An 18,688-nucleotide genomic window follows, 5' to 3' on the forward strand; every position below is an offset into this window, starting at 1 on the left:
CAATGTATACAGCAGACGGGGATAGTGGGGGCGGGTTGGCTGGGGCTGCCGTTGGCTAGGGCGCTGCAGGCGCAAGGCAAGGCCGTGGTGGTGACGGTCAGCTCGGCCGAGAAGGCCGCCCGTCTGACGGCCGAAGGGGTAACTGCCTGGCCGCTGCAACTGTCGGTCCAGCTGGAGGCCCTGCCGTTTCAGTGTCGCGAGCTGGTGATCTGCGTGCCGCCGAGCAAGACAGAGGATTACCCTGAGGCCATCGCCTGCCTGTGCCAGCTGGCAAAAGCTACGGGAGTGCAGCGGGTACTGTTCGTGAGCGCCACCTCGGTATGGGCGCCGGGGCAAGGGGAGGATGAACCGCCTGCCCCTGCCCACGCTCGTGGTATGCGGATGCTGGCCGCCGAGCAGGCGGTACTGGACGCAGGTGTGGAGTGTGCCATGGTACTGCGCCCGGCCGGCCTATATGGTCCGGAGCGCCATCCCGGGCGTTTCCTGGCGGGCAAGACCCTGGAAGGGGGTGGGCAGGCGGTGAACCTGGTGCATCTGGATGATGTGGTGGCCGCTTGCCAGCTGATGCTGGCGCAAGGCGAAAACCGGGATGCCTACAACCTGAGCGCCCCCGTTCATCCGCGCCGCGAGCAATTTTATCCCTTTGCGGCCCGCCAGCTCGGCTTGCCGGCCCCCGTCTTCATCGAGCCTGCAGGGATCTTTGCCCCGGTCGAGGGCAGCCTCATCTGTCAGCGCCTCGGTTTTGCCTATCGCTGGCCCGATCCGGCCCACTGGTTTGCCGAGCTGGCCGCACGGGGCAACTGAGGTACGTCTGGCCTGCTCACGGATCGTCTCCCGCGCGGTGGTATGCAGCGCCAGGGCTGGGTCCGTGGGGTAATTGAGGTTTGCCAAGGCGGGGCTCGCCCCCTATCATGCCGCCATCCATGATAGAGAGAGCGGTAATGATGGTAGATACAAAACGTCACCCTGACGGGGAGCTGTTGCTGAGAACCCTGGCGATGCCAGCCGATACCAACCCCAACGGCGATATTTTCGGGGGCTGGATCATGTCCCAGATGGATATAGGTGGGGGCATCATGGCCAAGGAGCTGGCAAAAGGACGTATTTGTACCGTTTCTGTCGAGGGCATGACCTTTCACAGCCCGGTGAAAGTCGGTGATGTGGTTTGTTGTTATGGGCGTTGTCTGAAGATTGGCCGCAGCTCCATGCGTCTTAAACTGGAGGTCTGGGTCAAGCCGGTGCTTCGTGCAAACGAAGCCCAGCGTTACTGTGTGACCGAGGGGATTTTCACCTACGTTGCCATCGACGATCAGGGCAAATCCCGCCCGGTTCCAGTCTGATCCGGCTCAGATAAGCCGGGCGTTGATGATGGATAATTCCTGCTCAAAGCCGGTTTTTTGCCGTATCATGCGTTCCAGCATCTCTTCCGAACCGACACAATGCTCACTGTCGAACAGGCAGAGATCGCATTGGGGATCCCGTCTGATCTGGTAGACGGTGGAAAGATCCACTTGATGACAATTTCCTTGTTGATCATAAAATGTCACGCGGTACTGGTACTGTCTCGCCATCGTTGAATTCCTTCTGGATGCGCCGGCCGGACACGATTCATGAGCCTAGTCGGTTGCGATGACATTTGTGATGGTCATGACACAATGCAGAGGCAGGTGGTTGTTAGCCAATGAAAAATAGTTATCGCATTCTGGGAACGTCGTTGCTGACGTTGGGGTTGGTCGGTTGTTTCGAGGTGCCGGATCAGGATCATATGGTGACGGCACAGGGCATCATTCCCGGCGTCAATTGCCAGCAGCCGCCACTGGTGGCGCTGGCTTCCACCGCCTTGCCCCGCGAGTTTGGCGTCACTGTCTGGAACCTCTACAAGGGTCAACGTAAAAACTGGCGCGAGGGGTTGGATGAGTATGCTAAATCCCAGGATCTGGTGCTGCTGCAGGAGTCGGCGACCCACCCGGACATGCTGGAGTGGCTCAAGGCTGGTGAGTTCCAGTGGCAACAGTTGCAGGCATTCACCCAGGGTGGCGTCTCGTTTGGCGTCATGACGGTCGCCAAAACGCCACAGGCCTTCGTCTGTGGCGTTCGTTCGCCAGAGCCGCTGCTACGCATTCCAAAGTCCGGTCTGGTCAGCCTGTACCCCTTGCAGGGCGATCCTGACGGTGTGCTGGTGGTGAACTTGCATGCGGTCAACTTCGAACTGGGCATGGCCACCTTTCGCGAGCAGCTCAATGATCTGACCGCCCTCATCCATCGCCATCAGGGACCTGTCATTCTGGCGGGGGATTTCAACACCTGGAGCGACAAGCGCGAATTCTGGCTGAACAAGCTGGTGGGCGAGCTGGGACTGCAGGAGGCCATCCCGGTGCCCGATCTGCGCCGTACCGCGTTCGGCCGTCCGCTGGATCACCTCTACTACCGCAATCTGGACCTGGTGGAAGTGAGCAGTCCGGCGACCGACGCCTCGGATCACAATCCCATCATTGCACGCTTCGCGGCCCAGGCCATTACTCCCTGATGGCCCTCGGCGCCGATAAAAAAAACACCCCGCACTTGGCGGGGTGTTTTTTTATAAAGTGACGGTCACTCAGCTGTTGTTCTTCACGAACAGGGTCAGCTCCTGAGCCGGCTTGAGGTCATCGCTCTTGCCGGGCTGATTCCAGCGCATCACATCCATCGCAGCGACCTGAAAGCGGGCGGCGATGGAGGGGAGTGAGCCACCCCGACCAACCTGATAACCCATGGACTTGTTGCTGCTCTTGTCCTACTTGGTCCAGACCACCAGCTTCATGCCGGGTTTCAGGGCCGACTTGGTATCAAGACCATTCCACTTGGCCAGTTGATCATGAGTCACCCCGTGCGCCTGGCTGATGCTCCAGAGGTTGTCACCGGAACGTACCTTGTACTGGATCTTGCTGCCGCTGTGACTGGCAACCTGCTGCGACTTGCTCTGGGCTGCCTGGCGGGTGACCTGTTTGCTGCCACCGGTCGGAATCATCAGGGTTTGGCCACGGCGCAGGTTGTCGCCACGCAGGTTGTTGGCCAGTTTGAGCTGCTGCACGCTCACCCCGTTGTTCTGGGCGATGCGGGAGAGGGTATCGCCACTGGCTACCTGGTAGGAGCGGGTGCGGATACGCTCGCTCTGGGGCAGATCGGCCAGGGCCAGCTCCAGGGTGTCGGCATATTCGACCGGCACCAACAGGCGATAAGGGCCCTGGGGAGAGGTCGACCAGCGGCTCAGGGCCGGATTGACCTCTTTCAACTGGGCCGGGCGCAGACCCGCCAGCTGGGCGGCCACGTTCAAATCGATCTGCCCCCCGGTGTTAACCACCCGCAGTTGAGGTTTGTTGGCCAGTACCGGCAGGGAGACATTGTATTTGTCCGCGTTGCGGATCATGTCCGCCATGGCCAGGATTTTGGGCACATACATGCGCGTTTCACGCGGCAGATCGAGGGACCAGTAGTCGGTTGGACGACCGGCCTTCTGATTGCGGACTATGGCATTGCGCACACGCCCTTCACCGGCATTGTAGGCGGCCAGGGTTTGCAGCCAGTCACCATCAAAGAAGCGGTTCAGGTACTCCAGATAATCCAGCGCAGCATGGGTGGAAGCCAGCACATCGCGGCGGCCGTCATACCAGTTGTCGTGGCGCAGGCCGAAGTTCTTGCCGGTCGCAGGGACGAATTGCCACAGCCCGACCGCATTGCTCCGGGAGCGGGCGTGGGGATCGAACATGCTCTCGATCATGGGGATGGTAATAAGCTCCATTGGCAGCTCACGCCGTTCGATTTCCTCTACCATCAGATACAGGTAGGGCTCAGCCCGGCTGGCAATGGTCGCCAGATGCTTATCATTGCGCAACAACCAATCACGCTGCTGGCGGACACGGTCGTTATCCTGTGGATCAAACTGCATATCCTCGCTGATACGCACCCACAGATTCTCGGTGTCATTCAGTTCGTCTATCTGTTCGTCACCGAACAGGAAGCGCGAAGAATGTTTTTTATACGCTTTTTTGTTGACTTGGGGGGACTTGATCGGCTCGATTGCCGTTAGCGCCCGGTCATCCTGATGGCTCAGGTTTTGGCAGCCGCTGAGAAACAGCGCCGTCAATAAGGCCGTTCGTACCTTCATCTCGCTCAGGTCATCTCTTGAAAAACAGCTGGCATCATAAGGGGCAATGGCCCCCTGATCAAGGTTTGTTCAAAAAACGTCCTTCCAGCTGCGTAGCACGGCGAAAGTATCCTCTGGATTTTCCAAGCATTTTAAGGCGTATTTCTCAGCAGAAAATTTCACAGAATCGTGCTCGCAACGCAGAAAAACGTTGAACTCACGTTCATCCCCCAGCCGGGAGGGGAGACTCGGAAGGCCCTGCTGACGCAGTTTGCTGATCAGCCCGATCCGCTGCTGGATCGCCCTGTTGTCAGGCTCGACCGCGTAGGCGAAACGCAGGTTGGAGAGGGTGTACTCATGGGCACAATAGATGAGGGTGTCGTCGGGCAGGGCGGCGAGCCGTTGCAGCGAGTCATGCATCTGGGCCGGGGTCCCCTCGAACAGGCGACCACAACCGGCGGAGAAGAGCGTATCACCACAGAACAGCATGCCATGGCCGTGGTAGGCGATGTGGCCACGGGTATGGCCGGGCACATGGATGACATCCAGGCTCAGGCCATGCCAGTTGATCTGATCCCCGTCATCGAGCCACTGACCGTGGTGCTCGGGCATGGGATCATGTTTGGGGCCATATAGCCTTGCGTGAGGGAACTGGGTGAGCAGGGCAGTGACGCCGCCCACATGATCCTGGTGGTGGTGAGTCAGCAGGATGGCGTCGAGTTGCAGCTCCAGCGCTGCCAGCCGCTCCAGTACGGGGACCGCATCGCCCGGGTCGACCACCAGACAGTGATTTTCGTGTCGGATCAACCAGATGTAGTTGTCGTTAAAGGCTGGAACTGTGATAACGGTATACATGAGTCTGCTTCTCTTTATGGAGGGTATCTTATATAACTGGATGGCGTTCGAACCCCAAGTTGAGCCCTATTATGCAGGTGGCACGTACCGAACAACAAATTGAGATCCCGACCAGCTGGTCGGCATTACCCATGGGGGACTGGGTGGCGGCCGAGATCCAGGAGCGGCTCGACAACTGGTGCCCACATCTGTTTGGTTATCATCTGCTTAAAGTCGGCGCCCTGAGCGCCGAGCTCTCCTGTGGCTGCTCTTCCATACGCCACCAGATAGGGGTGGCGACCAGTGGTCGGCTGCTGGATATCAAGGGCGATCCAGTGGCCTTGCCGGTGCGAACCGGCAGCGTGGACGCCTGTCTGCTCGCCCATTGCCTCGATTTCTCGCCCGACCCCCATCAGGTGCTGCGTGAAGCCGAACGTGTGCTGACCGACGATGGCTGGCTCATCGTCAGCGGTTATAACCCGCTCAGTCTGGTCGGTATCGGTCATTGTCTGCCTTTCCTGCGTCAACATCTGCCCTGGTCGGCTCGCATGTTCACCCCGGCGCGGGTCACCGACTGGTTGCACCTGCTTGGTTGCGAGGTGATGTTTGATGAGCGCTTTGGCTATTCGTTTATGGGCAAGCAGAGCCGGATTGGCTGGTGGCGGGAGAGTGTGGGGCGGGATTACTGCAGACCCTTTTCATCTGTCTATGTGATAGCGGCGCGCAAACGGCGTTTTCCACTCATCCCGGTGCGCCGTCGCTGGCGTTTGCCTGAGTCGATTGCGGCACCGGGCATGGCGCGTCAGGGCTGGTAACCCATACCCTCGACGAGCGACGAGCGACTCTCGACCGCTCGGGTCAAAGACGCTCGTCACCCCTTGAGAGAGGGATCAGGGTTGATAGCCGGTGTCTTCGGCGAGCTGCTTGCCACTGGCCGCATCTCGCGCCAGCTCATCGCAGCGTTCATTCTCGGGGTGACCCGAGTGTCCCTTGACCCAGAGCCACTCTATTTGATGGCGGGCCACTTCCGCATCTAGCGCCTTCCAGAGATCGACGTTCTTGACCGGCTGGCGGTTTGAGGTCATCCATCCCTTCTTTTTCCAGCCGATGATCCACTGGGTGATCCCCTGGCGCACATACTGGCTGTCGGTGGTGAGCCGTACCTGGCAGGCTGCATTGAGAGTGCGCAGCCCCATGATGGCGGCCATCAACTCCATCCGGTTATTGGTGGTCAGCCGAAAACCACCGGAAATCTCCTTGCGGTGATCGCCATAGACCAGAACAGCACCATAGCCACCCGGGCCAGGATTGCCTAGGCAGGAACCATCCGTGTATAAATCAATGTGTTTTAACATGAGCAATCAATCTTTTTTAGCATGAGTCTTGGGGTAAACTAGCGGGTAAGGCCGAAGTTTGACATAGATTGGATCATGAACACACCCCAACTGAATCGCCAGATCATTCTGGATACTGAAACCACAGGTATGAACACCGCCGGTGGCCCCATCTATCTGGGGCACCGCATCATAGAGATCGGCTGTGTGGAGGTGATCAACCGCAAGCTGACCGGTAATCACTACCACGTCTATATCAAGCCGGATCGGCTGGTGGATCCCGAGGCCATCCAGGTGCACGGCATCACGGATGCCTTCCTGGTCGACAAGCCCCCGTTCAGCCAGATCGCCAACGACTTCATCGAATTCATTCGTGGCGCCGAGCTTATCGCACACAACGCGCCCTTTGACGTGAGCTTCATGGACTATGAGTTCGGCAAGCTCGGACTCAACTTCAAGACCAAGGATATCTGCAGCATCACAGATACCCTGGCGATGGCGCGGGATCTCTTCCCGGGCAAACGCAACAACCTGGATGTGTTGTGCGATCGCTACGGCATAGACAATTCCCACCGGACCTTGCACGGGGCTTTGCTCGATGCGGAGATCCTGGCCGACGTTTACCTGCTGATGACGGGTGGCCAGACCAAGCTGAACCTGGCCACCGAAAGCCAGGAGAACGAGCGCAACCAGGACACCAGCATCCGTCGATTGGAGAGCAACCGTCCACCACTCAAGGTAGTGCGTGCCGGCGCCGACATCGAAGCCGTACACGAGGCGAGGCTGGATCTGGTCCAGAAGAAAGGAGGAGCCTGCCTGTGGCGGCAATGAGTAAGCTATGGAGTGGCCTGCTGCTGCTGACCTCACTGACGGTCACAGCCAACGAGGTGTTTGCCCCCTCTGACATTCCCCTGCTCGATAACCGCTTTCGCATCGATTACGGGGTGAAGGAGATCACTTTCATCGTGACGCGAAAGCCGGGCACTCCTTCGGTGATACTGGTGAGGCCCGATGGCAGCAAGCTGTATGTCGGTAAGGTAACCCCGCCCGATGTGGGCTGGCTGGCACTCAAGGATCAGGATCTCATCACCATCCGTGACCCCATGCCGGGCCCCTGGCAGGCCATCGGCGAGGTGGATCCTGAAAACAGGGTGCGGATCCTGTCGAATATCAAACTGGAAACCGATCTGTTGCCGACTCAGCTCTATCAGGGGGAAGTCGTCAAACTCAAGTCCTGGTTGCTGATCGACGATGCCCCGCCCAAAGAGGGTTACTATCTCACGGATCTCGGCATGACGGTGAAGCTGCAGCGCTTCAACGATGCCCAGCAGCAGGGCGAGCCCATACTGGATGAGGTACTTGGACATTATCGCGATGATGGCAAGGGGCTCGACGAGGTGCCGGGTGATGGCATCATGACTGCCAAGGCGGTATTGGATGTCCCGGCCGGCAAGTATAGAGCGCTCTACAGCACCGGTAATCAGGTCTTCTCACGCGCCCGTCATCAGGATGTGCTGATCTACCCGCTCCCGGTCGGTTATAGCTTGGCGGTGCCGTCAAAAGAGTACGGTGCCAGGCTCTCCTTCCTGATTGACAGCGATGAGCTGGATCCCGCCTCCGTGATCATCAAGGGCAAGGCTGCCAATACCGTAGGAGCCAGCATGGCGTTCAGCGCGGTGGCGACCGAGCCCAGAGTGGAGATCGATCTCTCCGCCATCAAGGAGGTTGGTCAGTATGATGTGACCGCCACCCTGTTCGGAACTACCCGCTTGGGCCGCGAGATCCAGGTCACTCTGCCGGTCAAGTCATTCAACATCTTGCCTGTGCTGGCGCAGCCCCCTTCGGCCGCGTCCGTTGCCTCAGCAGCCGTACCGATCCAGGTGAAATTTGAGGAGAAAGAGAGCCGCGGCTGGCTGCTCTGGGTGCTGGGCGGCGTCGGTATCCTGGTGGCTCTGCTCGGCGGGGTTGGGTTCATCCTGTTGAAAAAACGCCGGGCATTGCAAAAGGCGATGGCTGCGCAGAAGGCAGAAAATGAGGGAGCCAAATCCGAGGCCAAGCTGGACTTGAACCTGCCCGAGCAGTAAGAGTCAGCCCTGCATGACAAAGCCGCCCTGTTGAGGCGGCTTTGTCATCTGTGGCTGCTGGCCGGTTGGCGTGAGGGAGGATCAGTGATCCCCGACGTAGATATCCTTGTGCTGATCGCGGATCTTGAGGAACTTGTCCAGATTGGCCAGCATCAGATCCACCAGCTGGGGATCGAAGTGCTGCCCCTTCTCCTCTTCAATCAGCGCGAGCACCTTATCCAGCGGCCATGCCTTCTTGTAGCAGCGATCCGAGCCCAAGGCATCAAACACGTCGGCCAGCGCCACCACACGCCCCTCGAGTGGTATTGAATCGCCCTTGAGGCCACGGGGATAGCCGCTGCCATTCCATTTCTCATGGTGGTTGCCGGCTATGGTGGCGCCTATCTGGAACAGCGCCAGATCGCTGCCGGAGAGCATATCCTGCCCCAGTTGGGCGTGGGTCTTCATGATCTCCCACTCTTCCGGGGTCAGCTTACCCGGCTTGTGCAGTATGGCATCCGGGATCCCTACCTTGCCGATGTCGTGCAGGGGAGAGGCGCGTTTGATGAGCTCGCTCTGCTCTTCGCTCATACCGAGCAACAGGCAGAACAGCTCGGTGTAGAGGGCGACCCGCTTGACGTGCAGGCCAGACTCCTTGGAGCGGGTTTCCACCAGCTCACCAATGCGGTAAATGATCTCGCGCTGGTTGTCGGCGATGACTTCGTTGAGCCGGATATTTTCCAGCGCCACTATGATGTTTTCAGTAAACAGGCTCAGCAGACCCGTGTCCATCTGGCTGAGATGGCGGGTCGTCTCGATATGAAACAGCAGGTGATGACGGGGATTCTGGCAGTAGAGCACCATCTGATTACCGTCATAGACATTGGCCCGGTTGGCCATGGCCTGGCGCAATATCAGAGGGGCATCGACCAGCCGCACGGACGGATGGCCAGGCAGCAGTGGCTCCAGGATCTGATCCCGTACCTCGTAGGTAAACTGCTTTACATCATAGATCTGGGATTCTTCCTGATTGATCAGGGCATCGAGCTGCTCCTGAGCTCCTTCGACAAACTGGCGCAGTGACCGTTTATCAAAGATCCCCTTGGAGGCTTCGATGACTTTCTCTAGTCCCTGACGATTGCTCTCCAGGGTGCGTATATCGCGATATGAACGCAGGCTGGCCCGCAACAGGGTCCGCAGCTTCTGGGAGGTGAGCTCGGTCTTGTCCTTGTAATCGTTGATGTCGTAGTTGGTGACCACATCATCTTCCGGTGCCTGACCCGGTTGTCCGGTTCGCAACACTATGCGCACCATCTTGTTCTGCAGATCCTCGCGCACGAACTTGACCACATCGAGACCGGCGTGATCGACTTCCATTACGACGTCGAGCAGCAACAGGGCTACATCCGGGGTCTGGGCGAGCAACTCCTTGGCCTGTGCGGCTGAATAAGCATGCAAAAATTCAATGGGTTTGTTATCGAATTCAAACTTGCTCAGGGTGATCTTGGTGATGCGATGCACTTCGGGTTCATCGTCCACAATCATCACCTTCCATCCAGCCTGCTGGTTATCGAGAAGGGGTAGATCGTCATCGTCAATAATCAGGATTTGGTCATCCATCATGCAATCCTGTTTGGGATCCTGTGCTTACATTAACTGCTTCATTAAGGATAGGAAACTTATTGAGAAATAAAATTTGATCTATGAAATCTCTTTGTTGTTATCGTGATCCGGGCCCATAAAAAACGCCTCCCAACGGGAGGCGTTTGACGACTTTTCTGTGTGTCAGGCTGCTCTGTGATAGGCAGAAGGCTCGAACAGGGCCTTGTTGGCAACCAGATCTATGGGGTCGAAATCATCGACGTTGATGGTGCGCAGGCGGCTCTCTTCGGCGCGGCGCAGCAGGTCAGCCTCGGTCTGGTTGAGCACTCCCAGCGTCAGACCTGCATCCGCCACCTTGTTCAGCTGCATAAACGGACGCTTGATACCGTCAGCCTTGCATACTTTCTCAAACAGCGGTTCGGCAGAGAGCACGTCATCGAGCGCCTGTTCCAGCAGACCGAAGGGGTTGCCCTCTTCGCGGGTCAAGTATTGGCCCTGAGCCAGACGGCTGCGCGTCTCGCTTGGCGTTTGCAGCAGACGGGCAACCTGGCTGTCCAGCTTGTCGCTCGGACGCTTCATGTCACGGCCAAGGGGCAGCACTATGACGCGCAGCGCCAAGCCAATCCAGCGGTTCGGGAAGTTGCGCAGCAGCTCGTCGATCGCCTCTTGGGCCTTGAACATGGCATCTTGCAGTGCCCAGTGCAGCAGCGGCAGATCGGCCTGCTGGCGTCCCTCGTCTTGATAGCGCTTGAGGGCGCTGGAGGCCAGATAGAGCTGGCTCAGCACGTCACCCAGGCGGGCGGAGACCCGCTCCTTGCGCTTGAGCTCGCCACCCAAGGTGCCCATCGCCATATCTGACAGGAAGGCCAGGTTAGCCGAGAGGCGGGAGAGCTGCTGGTAGTAGCCCTTGGTCTGATCTTTGTACGGTGCAGAGGCAAAGCGGGCGCCGGTCACACCGAGCCAGAAGCTGCGCACCAGGTTGCTGATGGCAAAGCCGACGTGGCTGAACACCGCCTTGTCGAAATCCTTCAGCGCCTGCTCCTTGTCGGGATGGCTAGCCGCCAGCATCTCCGGCAGTACATACGGGTGGCAGCGGATAGCACCCTGACCGTAGATGATCATGCTGCGGGTCAGGATATTGGCCCCTTCTACCGTGACGGCGATGGGGGCACCCTGATAACCACGAGCCAGATAGTTGTTGGGGCCCATGCAGATGGCCTTGCCGCCGTGGATGTCCATCGCATCAATGATGCACTTCTGGGCCCGGTCGGTGAGGTGGTATTTGACGATGGCGGAGATGACCGAAGGTTTCTCGCCAAGGTCGATACCGGTCACGGTCAGGTTGGCGGCGGCGCCCATGATGTAGGCGTTGCCGCCGATGCGGGCCAGCGGCTCTTCAATGCCTTCCATCTTGCCGATGGGCAGCTTGAACTGGCGACGGATGCGGCTGTAGGCACCGCTCGCCAGGGCCAGCATCTTGACGCCACCGGTGCTGTTGGAGGGCAGTGTGATGCCGCGACCGACCGACAGACACTCGACCAGCATGCGCCAGCCCTGACCGGCCATGGCCGGGCCGCCGATGATGAAATCGAGCGGGACGAACACATCCTTGCCCTGAGTCGGACCGTTCTGGAACGGCACGTTGAGCGGGAAGTGGCGACGGCCGATGCCGACCCCTTTGATATGAGTGGGGATCAGGGCGCAGGTGATGCCGAGCTCCTCGTTTTCACCCAGCAGATGATCCGGGTCGCGCAGCTTGAAGGCCAAGCCCAGTACGGTGGCGATGGGCGCGAGGGTGATGTAGCGTTTGTTCCAGGTCAGCCGCATGCCGAGCACCTCTTCACCTTCCCACTGGCCCTTGCAGACGATACCGAAATCGGGGATGGAGCCAGCGTCGGAACCGGCTTCCGGGCTGGTCAGGGCGAAGCAGGGGATCTCCTTGCCGATTGCCAGACGGGGCAGGTAGTGGTCTTTCTGCTCATCGGTACCGTAATGCTGAAGCAGTTCGCCCGGGCCGAGCGAGTTGGGTACGCCCACGGTGGAAGCCAGCACGGCACTGGCGCCACACAGTTTTGCAGTACGCAGGACTGGGCATAGGCGGAGAATTCCAGACCACCGTATTTCTTCTTGATGATCATGGCGAAGAACTTGTTGTCCTTCAGGTATTGCCACACCTCGGGGGAGAGATCGGCCCGCTCGTGGGTCACTTCCCAGTCGTTGACCATGCGGCACACTTCCTCGACCGGACCATCCATAAAGGCCTGCTCTTCGGCAGAGAGGGTGCTGACCGGGATGGCATGCAGTTTCTTCCAGTTAGGGTTGCCAGCAAACAGGTCTGCTTCCCACCAGGTGGTACCCGCTTCGATGGCTTCCTTCTCGGTGCGGGACATCTCCGGCATGATGGACTTGTAGATCTTAAACAGCGGCTTGGTCAGCTGATTGCGGCGAAAATCCACCAGATTGAGGGGGATGGCAATCACGGCGAACAGTACCCACACCAGCAGGGGGACATGGCCATAGAATGTGCCGGCGATAAGTGCGGCTGCCGTGGCAAGCGTGGATGTGAACAGAGACGCCCGGCGATAAGCCATGGCGCCGATCACCAGGATCACCCCGAGCAGAGTGAGTGTCGTCGTCATATTTCGCTCCTTGCATGAGTTGCCGAAGTTGGGTGAAAAGTGGGTTAACTGATTCAGAGGTCTGACCTGTTGAACATGGCCCATGTTGTAATTCATACGCACAAACTTATCAAGGTGTTTACAAGCTCGTTACTTTGGCTATGTGATCGGCATAACGTCCTGCCGGTGGCATCTTGAGGGGCGGGGGGCGACGATTGGATTGGCTTGTGCGACAATGGCGTCGCCCACATTTTGGAAGAGACATCATGTACCAAGAACTGATCCGCAATGAATTGACCGAAGCTGCCGGCGTGCTCCAGGCGTTCCTGGCAGATGAACAGAATCTGAAAAACATTGAAGCCGCTGCCAAGCTGCTCGCCGACTCCTTCAAGCAGGAAGGCAAGGTGCTCTCCTGTGGCAACGGGGGCTCCCACTGCGATGCCATGCATTTTGCCGAAGAGCTGACCGGCCGTTATCGCGAGAATCGTCCTGGCTATGCCGGTATCGCCATCTCGGATCCCAGCCACCTCTCCTGCGTCTCCAACGACTTTGGTTACGACTACGTGTTCTCCCGTTATGTGGAAGCGGTCGGCCGTCGTGGTGACGTGCTGCTTGGTATCTCCACCAGCGGCAACTCGGGCAATATCCTCAAGGCCATCGAAGCTGCCCATGCCAAGGGTATGAAGGTGATAGCACTGACCGGTAAGGATGGTGGCAAGATGGCGGGTCTGGCCGACGTCGAGATCCGGGTGCCGCATTTTGGCTATGCAGACCGCATTCAGGAAGTGCATATCAAGGTGATCCATATCCTGATCCAGCTGGTCGAAAAAGAGATGGCCAAGTAAGGAAGTATCGTCAGCCGGGATGTGCGAGCCTCATCAGGCCATATTTCGGTTGTACCTGCCCTGATAAGCGGCGCGGGATCGGCGGTGCTTCGCATCGGGCTGGTCCTGCTGATTGAAAAAAGATGCCCAGTAATAAGGAGTCCGCTGGTTATGTGCGAACTGCTCGGCATGAGTGCCAATGTGCCGACCGATATCTGCTTCAGCTTTACCGGTCTGATGCTGCGCGGCGGCAAGACGGGGCCCCACAAGGATGGCTGGGGGATTACCTTCTATGAGGGGAGGGGTTTTCGCACCTTCAAGGATCCCGAGTCCAGCGCCCAGTCGCCGATAGCCAAGCTGGTACAGGCGTTGCCTATCAAGAGCCGCGCCGTAGTCAGCCATATCCGGCAGGCTAACCGGGGCTGCGTGTCGCTGGAAAATACCCATCCGTTCACCCGTGAACTGTGGGGCCGCTACTGGACCTTTGCCCACAACGGCCAGTTGACTGGTTACAAGCGACTCGCCACCGGGCGGCACCGCCCGGTGGGGGACACTGACAGCGAGCATGCATTTTGCTGGCTACTCAACCGGCTGGAGCAGAAATACCCCAAGCGTCCCGCCAACTTCCCCGCCATGTTTCGCTATCTGTCCACCCTGTGTGACGAGTTGCGCGGGCTCGGGGTGTTCAACATGCTGCTGTCGGATGGGGAGTTTGTGATGACCTATTGCAGCAACAACCTGCACTGGCTCACCCGGCGGGCGCCCTTTGGCGAGGCGAGGTTGCTGGATGAAGATGTAGCCATCGATTTCCAGAGTGAGACGACCCCGGATGACGTGGTGACCCTGATCGCAACCCGTCCACTGACTGGCAATGAAAACTGGGTCAGGATGGCGCCCGGCGAGTTCAGCCTGTTTCGGCTGGGTGAGCGCGTATGCGGCAGTCAGACTCGGTAATTAGCTGATTTAAATATAAAAAAACACCAGGGTAGAGTCCTACCCTGGTTCTTCGCAGCAGCCATACAGGCAAAAGGGATGAGAGAGGTGTTGCTGAGTCGCATCATTCTCACTGCCGCCAGTGTTGTATAAATGTTAATTGATTGGCAACGTTTATGTTCCAATCTGGTCTGCCTATCGCCACATTCCTAGAACCGGATCACACTTTTCGTTTTTGCGGCCGTTTGCCGGTCGACAAGCAGAAGGCGAGCGAGGAGTGACGTTGTCACGCCAGGCATCTATAGTATGTTCTGTTTGAATACCGCCAAATGAGGACTGAGGGATGGAATGGTTGGATCAAAAGGTGCTGCGACAGCTGGCGGAAGACATTGGCGAGGAGATGATGCCTGTGGTGATCTCGGTGTTTATCGAGGAGGTGGGGGAGCAGCTCGCCCAGCTGCGTCCACTCTATGAGCGGCAGGATTGGCCCGCACTGGCGCGGCTTGCCCACAGCATGAAATCCTCCTGTGGCAGCTACGGCGCACAGCTCAGTTACCAGCAGGTGGCGGCACTGGAGCTGGCTTGCAAACATGAAGATGCCGACGACGTCGCCCGGCTACTGACCCAGCTGGAGCAATCTTTGCCCCAGGTGCTCTCTCACCTTGCCAACTACCACTGAGCTTGCTGCGCAGGGGAACCAGCCGGTTCGCCGCTGCGCATAGCTGTCATTAGCGTTGATTGACCAGTTGCTGGATCACCCGATCCAGCGCCAGCTTGAGCTTCAGTCTGTCGTGGCGGTGGGGGAGTTCGGCCTCGCCCAGCTCGGCTTGGATCAGGCGACTGGCCAATTCTGCCGGATATTCCCCAGCGGGCGCCAGAATAGCATCGACGCGACCCGTACCGACTCGTGACTCCAGCCAGCGCCATTGGTTGAGCAGACTCAGCTGACTGGCAGGCCCGCTCTCGGCCACCAGATTGCAGATGAACACCAGCATGGCATCGCTCTCATTGATGGCTTGTGCCACCTCGGCCAGCAGCAGGGGAGGCATGATGGAGGTCAGGAAGCTGCCTGGCCCGAGTATGATCATGTCGGCCTGAGCCAGCGCCTGCACCGCCTCACGAGTCGCCGGCACTTCCGGGCTCAGACTCAGGGAGAGGGGTGGCGTATCGAGCTGATCGATGGAAACCTCTCCCAGGATCTGCTTGCCACAGACGGTGTGGGCACACAGGTCGGTGGGAAACTCTGACATGGGTAACAATTGTGACTCTATTTTCAGCATGTCACTGATGAGCTTGATAGCATCAAGGGGACGCACGCAGAGGTTGTCGAGCGCCAGCAGCATCAGGTTGCCGAGGTTGTGACCCGCCAGCTCGCCGCGGCCGGCGAAGCGATATTCGAATAACAGGCTGCCGATGCTGGGATCGGTCACCAGTTGATTGAGGCAGTTGCGCAGATCTCCCCAGGCGATACACTCCTGACTCTTGCGCAGGCGCCCGGTGGATCCGCCATCGTCCGTGGTGGCGACGATGCCGGTCAGCCGCTGGCCGAGAAACGAGAGTGAAGAGAGCACGCGGCCCATGCCGTGGCCGCCACCGATGGCGACGACCCGATCAAAGTCATTGATGTTTTTCTGCCACATGCAGCAGTCCTTTGGTTGGGCTCATTTGAGGTCCATTCTAGCCCATAAAGTCAGATAATTGTTTGATAAAGGTATGATTTTTGCTTACCCCTAGCATCACGAACAACTAGGAGATGGTGTTGAACTTTCTGACGGCTCACTCTCTTGAAGAGACCCCCCTGCTGGCTGCCCGGCAGGTCAGTGAGCGGCTGCTCGCTCAATCGCCCCATTCCCCTTCACTGTTATTGGTCTATTTTACCCAAGCGCACGATGCCGAGGAACTGCGTCGTCACCTCAAGCAACAGTTTCCGACGACCCGGCTGATCGGTTGTAGCTCCTGCGGCGGCGTCATGACCCAGGTTGGCCACCACGCCCGTCAGGGGATAGGGCTGGCAGTGGCCGCTCTCTACGATGGCAAGGGAGCCTACGGGGTGGCAGGGCAGGCGGGGGAGGACGTGGATATTCGCCAGTTGCTGCGTGCCGCCATCGCCGATGGCGGGCGTCCCGGCGAGCTGCCTCAGCTCATCCTGTTGCACGCCAGCCCGGGCCAGGAGGAGGCGATGTTGGCCAGCATTGAAGCAGAGCTTGGAACGAGCGTCCCTGTCGTGGGAGGCTCGGCAGCTGACAACAGTGTCAGCGGCGACTGGCAGCTGTGCTGGGATGAGGGCAGTGCCCGTGAGGGAGTCGTGTTGGCGGTGCTCTATCCCGATTGCCAACTGGCGTTCCAGTTTCATTCGGGCTATGTCCCGACCGAGCATCGCGGCACCATCACAGCCCTGGCGGGGCGCGAGATCCTCACCATAGATCATGAGCCCGCCGCTGAGGTCTACGCTCGCTGGACCGGGCGAACCACTGCCTGGCCGGTGGGCCCCATATTGCGGGATACCACCCTCTCGCCGCTGGCCCGCCAGGTGGGCACCCTGGACGACATGCCCTATTACAAGCTATCCCATCCCGAGGTGGTGACAGAAGGTGGCGGATTGCGCCTCTTTACCGATATCCAGCTCGGCGAGCGACTCTTGCTGATGTACAGCAGTCAGGAGGGGCTGCTGCAGCGCAGTCTGAATGCGACCCACATCGAACCCGAGTACGGCATGAGCGCTGAGATGCGGCCGTTCGGGGCCCTTGTGATCTTTTGTGCTGGTTGTCGCTTGGCTCTTGGTGATAGTTTATGCCAATTTGTCGATCAATTTCACACTCGGCTGGGGGACATCCCCTTCATTACCCCGTTTACCTTCGGTGAGCAGGGGCGTCTGCCCCACGGTGAGCTGGCACACGGCAACCTGATGGTATCGAGTGTGATCTTCCTCGACAGCTGATATATGGCGCTGGAAACAAGATGATAGGTAATACGGAATTGGAAGCCCTGGGTGACAAGCTGCAGACCACGCTGGTGGAGCTGGTGCGTTGTCGGGAACGCGAGGTCAAGTACCGCCAGGAGTCGCAGACCCTGCTGTGCGGGGTCGCAACACTGGCCGATGCCCAGACCCTGGAGCAGGTGCTGGACAGCCTTATTCAGGTGCTCAAGCCCTTCATTGGTTTCGAACATGCGGATGTGGTGGCCTGGGAGGCTGGTGACGGCATTACCCACCTCAGCACCCAGGATGGTGAAGTGGGGCGACACTGGCCGCTGACCCCGCTCTTCTCTCGCGCCATCGAGGGTGAGACCCTGGTCATCTATGATCCGACCCAGTTGCCTGAGCTGGCGCCACTGGCCGATGTAGCCGGCTGGGCCAGCGTCATGATGACGGGGTTGCGCGCGCCCGGTTTCTCCGGCGTCCTCATCTGTCGTCACGCTGTGATGGGCACCTTCGATCTCAAGAGTAAGGCGGCGATGCAACGCTGCCGTCCGCTCATCTCCCAGGCGCTGGTCAACATCGCCTATCGTGCCCGCTTGCAGGAGCAGGTAGAGCTCAAGACGCTGGCACTGCAGGCCAGCGAGCAGCGTTTTCGCAGCTTCGCCGGAATGGCCTCCGACTGGTTTTGGGAGACGGACACAGAGCACAGGCTCAGCTATGTGTCGGCCCCTGGCTATCAGGGGGATGTGAAAGCGTATCCGCCCGGTCAGAGTCTCTACGATTACGTCTATGATCGGCGGGATCCCGAGTGGGGCAAGTACCGCCGCCTCATCGAGCAGCATCTGCCGGTGCGGGCGGTGCGAGCCCAGGTCAGCTTGGCCAGCGGGCCCTGCTGGATGGAGATCAATGCCGAGCCCTGCTTCGACACTGCCGGTATCTTCATCGGCTATCGGGGCACTGCGCGGGATGTGGGCAACCAGATCCGCCGCGAGCAGGAGCTGGCCCGGGCACGGGATGAGGCAGAGGCGGCCAACCGCGCCAAGTCACAGTTCCTGGCCATGATGACCCACGAGATCCGCTCCCCCATGAATGCGGTGCTGGGCATGCTGGATTTGTTGCAACATGCCCAGCTCGAGCCTCAGCAGCAGACCCTGCTCGGACATGCCACCCACTCGGCTCGTCTGCTGCAGACCATCATCGACGATGTGCTCGACTTCTCGAAAATAGAATCCCATACCCTGGAGTTTCATTGCGAGACCCTGCTCCCTGCCCAGCTGTGCCAATCCCTGATCGAACCGCTGCAAGAGCGTGTCAGGAGCAAGGGCATAGTCCTGCGCTGGCGGGTGGATGAGGCGGTGCCACCCCAGCTGCAGGGGGATCCGGTGCGGCTGTCACAGGTGATCAGCAACCTGCTCGGCAATGCGGTGAAGTTCACCAGCC

At 59.0% G+C, this 18,688-nt stretch carries 16 protein-coding genes and 2 pseudogenes; 11 read left to right on the forward strand and 7 right to left on the reverse strand.

Features of this window, described 5'->3' with window-relative positions; translation table 11 throughout:
* Positions 1-6 precede the first annotated feature (6 nt).
* Together AAC083_RS12760 and yciA are read left to right on the forward strand one after the other, a co-directional pair.
* Complete coding sequence (locus AAC083_RS12760; protein ID WP_108535453.1) at positions 7-804, forward strand: SDR family oxidoreductase; 798 nt, start codon at positions 7-9, stop codon at positions 802-804.
* A 137-nt stretch (positions 805-941) separates the two neighbouring features.
* Entirely contained in the window at positions 942-1,340 is a 399-nt protein-coding gene (gene yciA, locus AAC083_RS12765; RefSeq protein WP_084204563.1) for an acyl-CoA thioester hydrolase YciA, read from the forward strand.
* Between the two features lie 6 nt (positions 1,341-1,346).
* Here the strand turns inward: yciA and AAC083_RS12770 are convergent, their stop codons facing one another.
* The gene (locus AAC083_RS12770; RefSeq protein WP_042034633.1) at positions 1,347-1,571 is read right to left on the reverse strand and encodes a hypothetical protein; all 225 of its coding nucleotides are present in this window, start codon (positions 1,569-1,571) and stop codon (positions 1,347-1,349) included.
* A 110-nt stretch (positions 1,572-1,681) separates the two neighbouring features.
* Here AAC083_RS12770 and AAC083_RS12775 point away from each other — a divergent pair, with 110 nt between their 5' ends.
* Positions 1,682-2,527, forward strand: a complete 846-nt coding sequence (locus AAC083_RS12775; protein WP_042034632.1) for an endonuclease/exonuclease/phosphatase family protein — start codon at positions 1,682-1,684, stop codon at positions 2,525-2,527.
* Positions 2,528-2,596: 69 nt separating this feature from the next.
* On the opposite strand, the pseudogene AAC083_RS12780 reads toward AAC083_RS12775, so the two are convergent.
* A pseudogene (locus AAC083_RS12780) lies at positions 2,597-4,144 on the reverse strand (LysM peptidoglycan-binding domain-containing protein).
* Between the two features lie 69 nt (positions 4,145-4,213).
* Positions 4,214-4,978: a hydroxyacylglutathione hydrolase gene (gene gloB, locus AAC083_RS12785; RefSeq protein ID WP_108535447.1), complete on the reverse strand. Its 765-nt coding sequence runs from the start codon at positions 4,976-4,978 to the stop codon at positions 4,214-4,216.
* A 71-nt stretch (positions 4,979-5,049) separates the two neighbouring features.
* Here gloB and AAC083_RS12790 point away from each other — a divergent pair, with 71 nt between their 5' ends.
* Positions 5,050-5,772, forward strand: coding sequence for a class I SAM-dependent methyltransferase (locus AAC083_RS12790; RefSeq protein ID WP_042034630.1), 723 nt, complete (start codon positions 5,050-5,052; stop codon positions 5,770-5,772).
* Between the two features lie 75 nt (positions 5,773-5,847).
* On the opposite strand, the gene rnhA is transcribed toward AAC083_RS12790, so the two are convergent.
* Positions 5,848-6,312, reverse strand: a complete 465-nt coding sequence (rnhA, locus tag AAC083_RS12795) for a ribonuclease HI (RefSeq protein WP_042034629.1) — start codon at positions 6,310-6,312, stop codon at positions 5,848-5,850.
* A gap of 75 nt (positions 6,313-6,387) precedes the next feature.
* Here rnhA and dnaQ point away from each other — a divergent pair, with 75 nt between their 5' ends.
* On the forward strand, positions 6,388-7,122 hold the full coding sequence (gene dnaQ, locus AAC083_RS12800; RefSeq protein ID WP_042034628.1) for a DNA polymerase III subunit epsilon: 735 nt from the start codon (positions 6,388-6,390) through the stop codon (positions 7,120-7,122).
* On the forward strand, positions 7,119-8,375 hold the full coding sequence (locus AAC083_RS12805) for a TIGR03503 family protein (protein ID WP_108535449.1): 1,257 nt from the start codon (positions 7,119-7,121) through the stop codon (positions 8,373-8,375). The genes dnaQ and AAC083_RS12805 overlap by 4 nt, the downstream gene beginning before the upstream one ends.
* Before the next feature lie 81 nt (positions 8,376-8,456).
* Here AAC083_RS12805 and AAC083_RS12810 read toward each other — a convergent pair whose 3' ends face one another.
* Positions 8,457-9,974: an HD domain-containing phosphohydrolase gene (locus AAC083_RS12810; protein ID WP_108535450.1), complete on the reverse strand. Its 1,518-nt coding sequence runs from the start codon at positions 9,972-9,974 to the stop codon at positions 8,457-8,459.
* 165 nt (positions 9,975-10,139) lie between these two features.
* Positions 10,140-12,595: pseudogene (gene fadE, locus AAC083_RS12815) on the reverse strand (acyl-CoA dehydrogenase FadE).
* 245 nt (positions 12,596-12,840) lie between these two features.
* Here fadE and lpcA point away from each other — a divergent pair.
* The 3 genes from lpcA to AAC083_RS12830 all read left to right on the forward strand — a co-directional run bounded on the left by lpcA (position 12,841) and on the right by AAC083_RS12830 (position 15,010).
* Positions 12,841-13,419, forward strand: a complete 579-nt coding sequence (lpcA, locus tag AAC083_RS12820) for a D-sedoheptulose 7-phosphate isomerase (protein WP_005309841.1) — start codon at positions 12,841-12,843, stop codon at positions 13,417-13,419.
* Positions 13,420-13,569: 150 nt separating this feature from the next.
* On the forward strand, positions 13,570-14,352 hold the full coding sequence (locus AAC083_RS12825; protein ID WP_108535451.1) for a class II glutamine amidotransferase: 783 nt from the start codon (positions 13,570-13,572) through the stop codon (positions 14,350-14,352).
* 322 nt (positions 14,353-14,674) lie between these two features.
* Positions 14,675-15,010 (forward strand): Hpt domain-containing protein, encoded by a 336-nt coding sequence (locus AAC083_RS12830; RefSeq protein WP_042034623.1) that lies wholly within the window; start codon positions 14,675-14,677, stop codon positions 15,008-15,010.
* A 49-nt stretch (positions 15,011-15,059) separates the two neighbouring features.
* Here the strand turns inward: AAC083_RS12830 and AAC083_RS12835 are convergent, their stop codons facing one another.
* Entirely contained in the window at positions 15,060-15,971 is a 912-nt protein-coding gene (locus AAC083_RS12835; protein ID WP_042034622.1) for a gluconeogenesis factor YvcK family protein, read from the reverse strand.
* Positions 15,972-16,084: 113 nt separating this feature from the next.
* Between AAC083_RS12835 and AAC083_RS12840 the strand changes: the two genes are divergently transcribed.
* Positions 16,085-17,269 (forward strand): FIST signal transduction protein, encoded by a 1,185-nt coding sequence (locus AAC083_RS12840; protein ID WP_108535452.1) that lies wholly within the window; start codon positions 16,085-16,087, stop codon positions 17,267-17,269.
* Between the two features lie 20 nt (positions 17,270-17,289).
* Positions 17,290-18,688: histidine kinase dimerization/phospho-acceptor domain-containing protein (locus tag AAC083_RS12845; RefSeq protein WP_181364592.1), on the forward strand; the 1,399-nt coding region annotated here is incomplete at its 3' end.

Source organism: Aeromonas sp. HMWF014 (assembly GCF_963878295.1).
Taxonomy (GTDB): Bacteria; Pseudomonadota; Gammaproteobacteria; order Enterobacterales; family Aeromonadaceae; genus Aeromonas; species Aeromonas popoffii.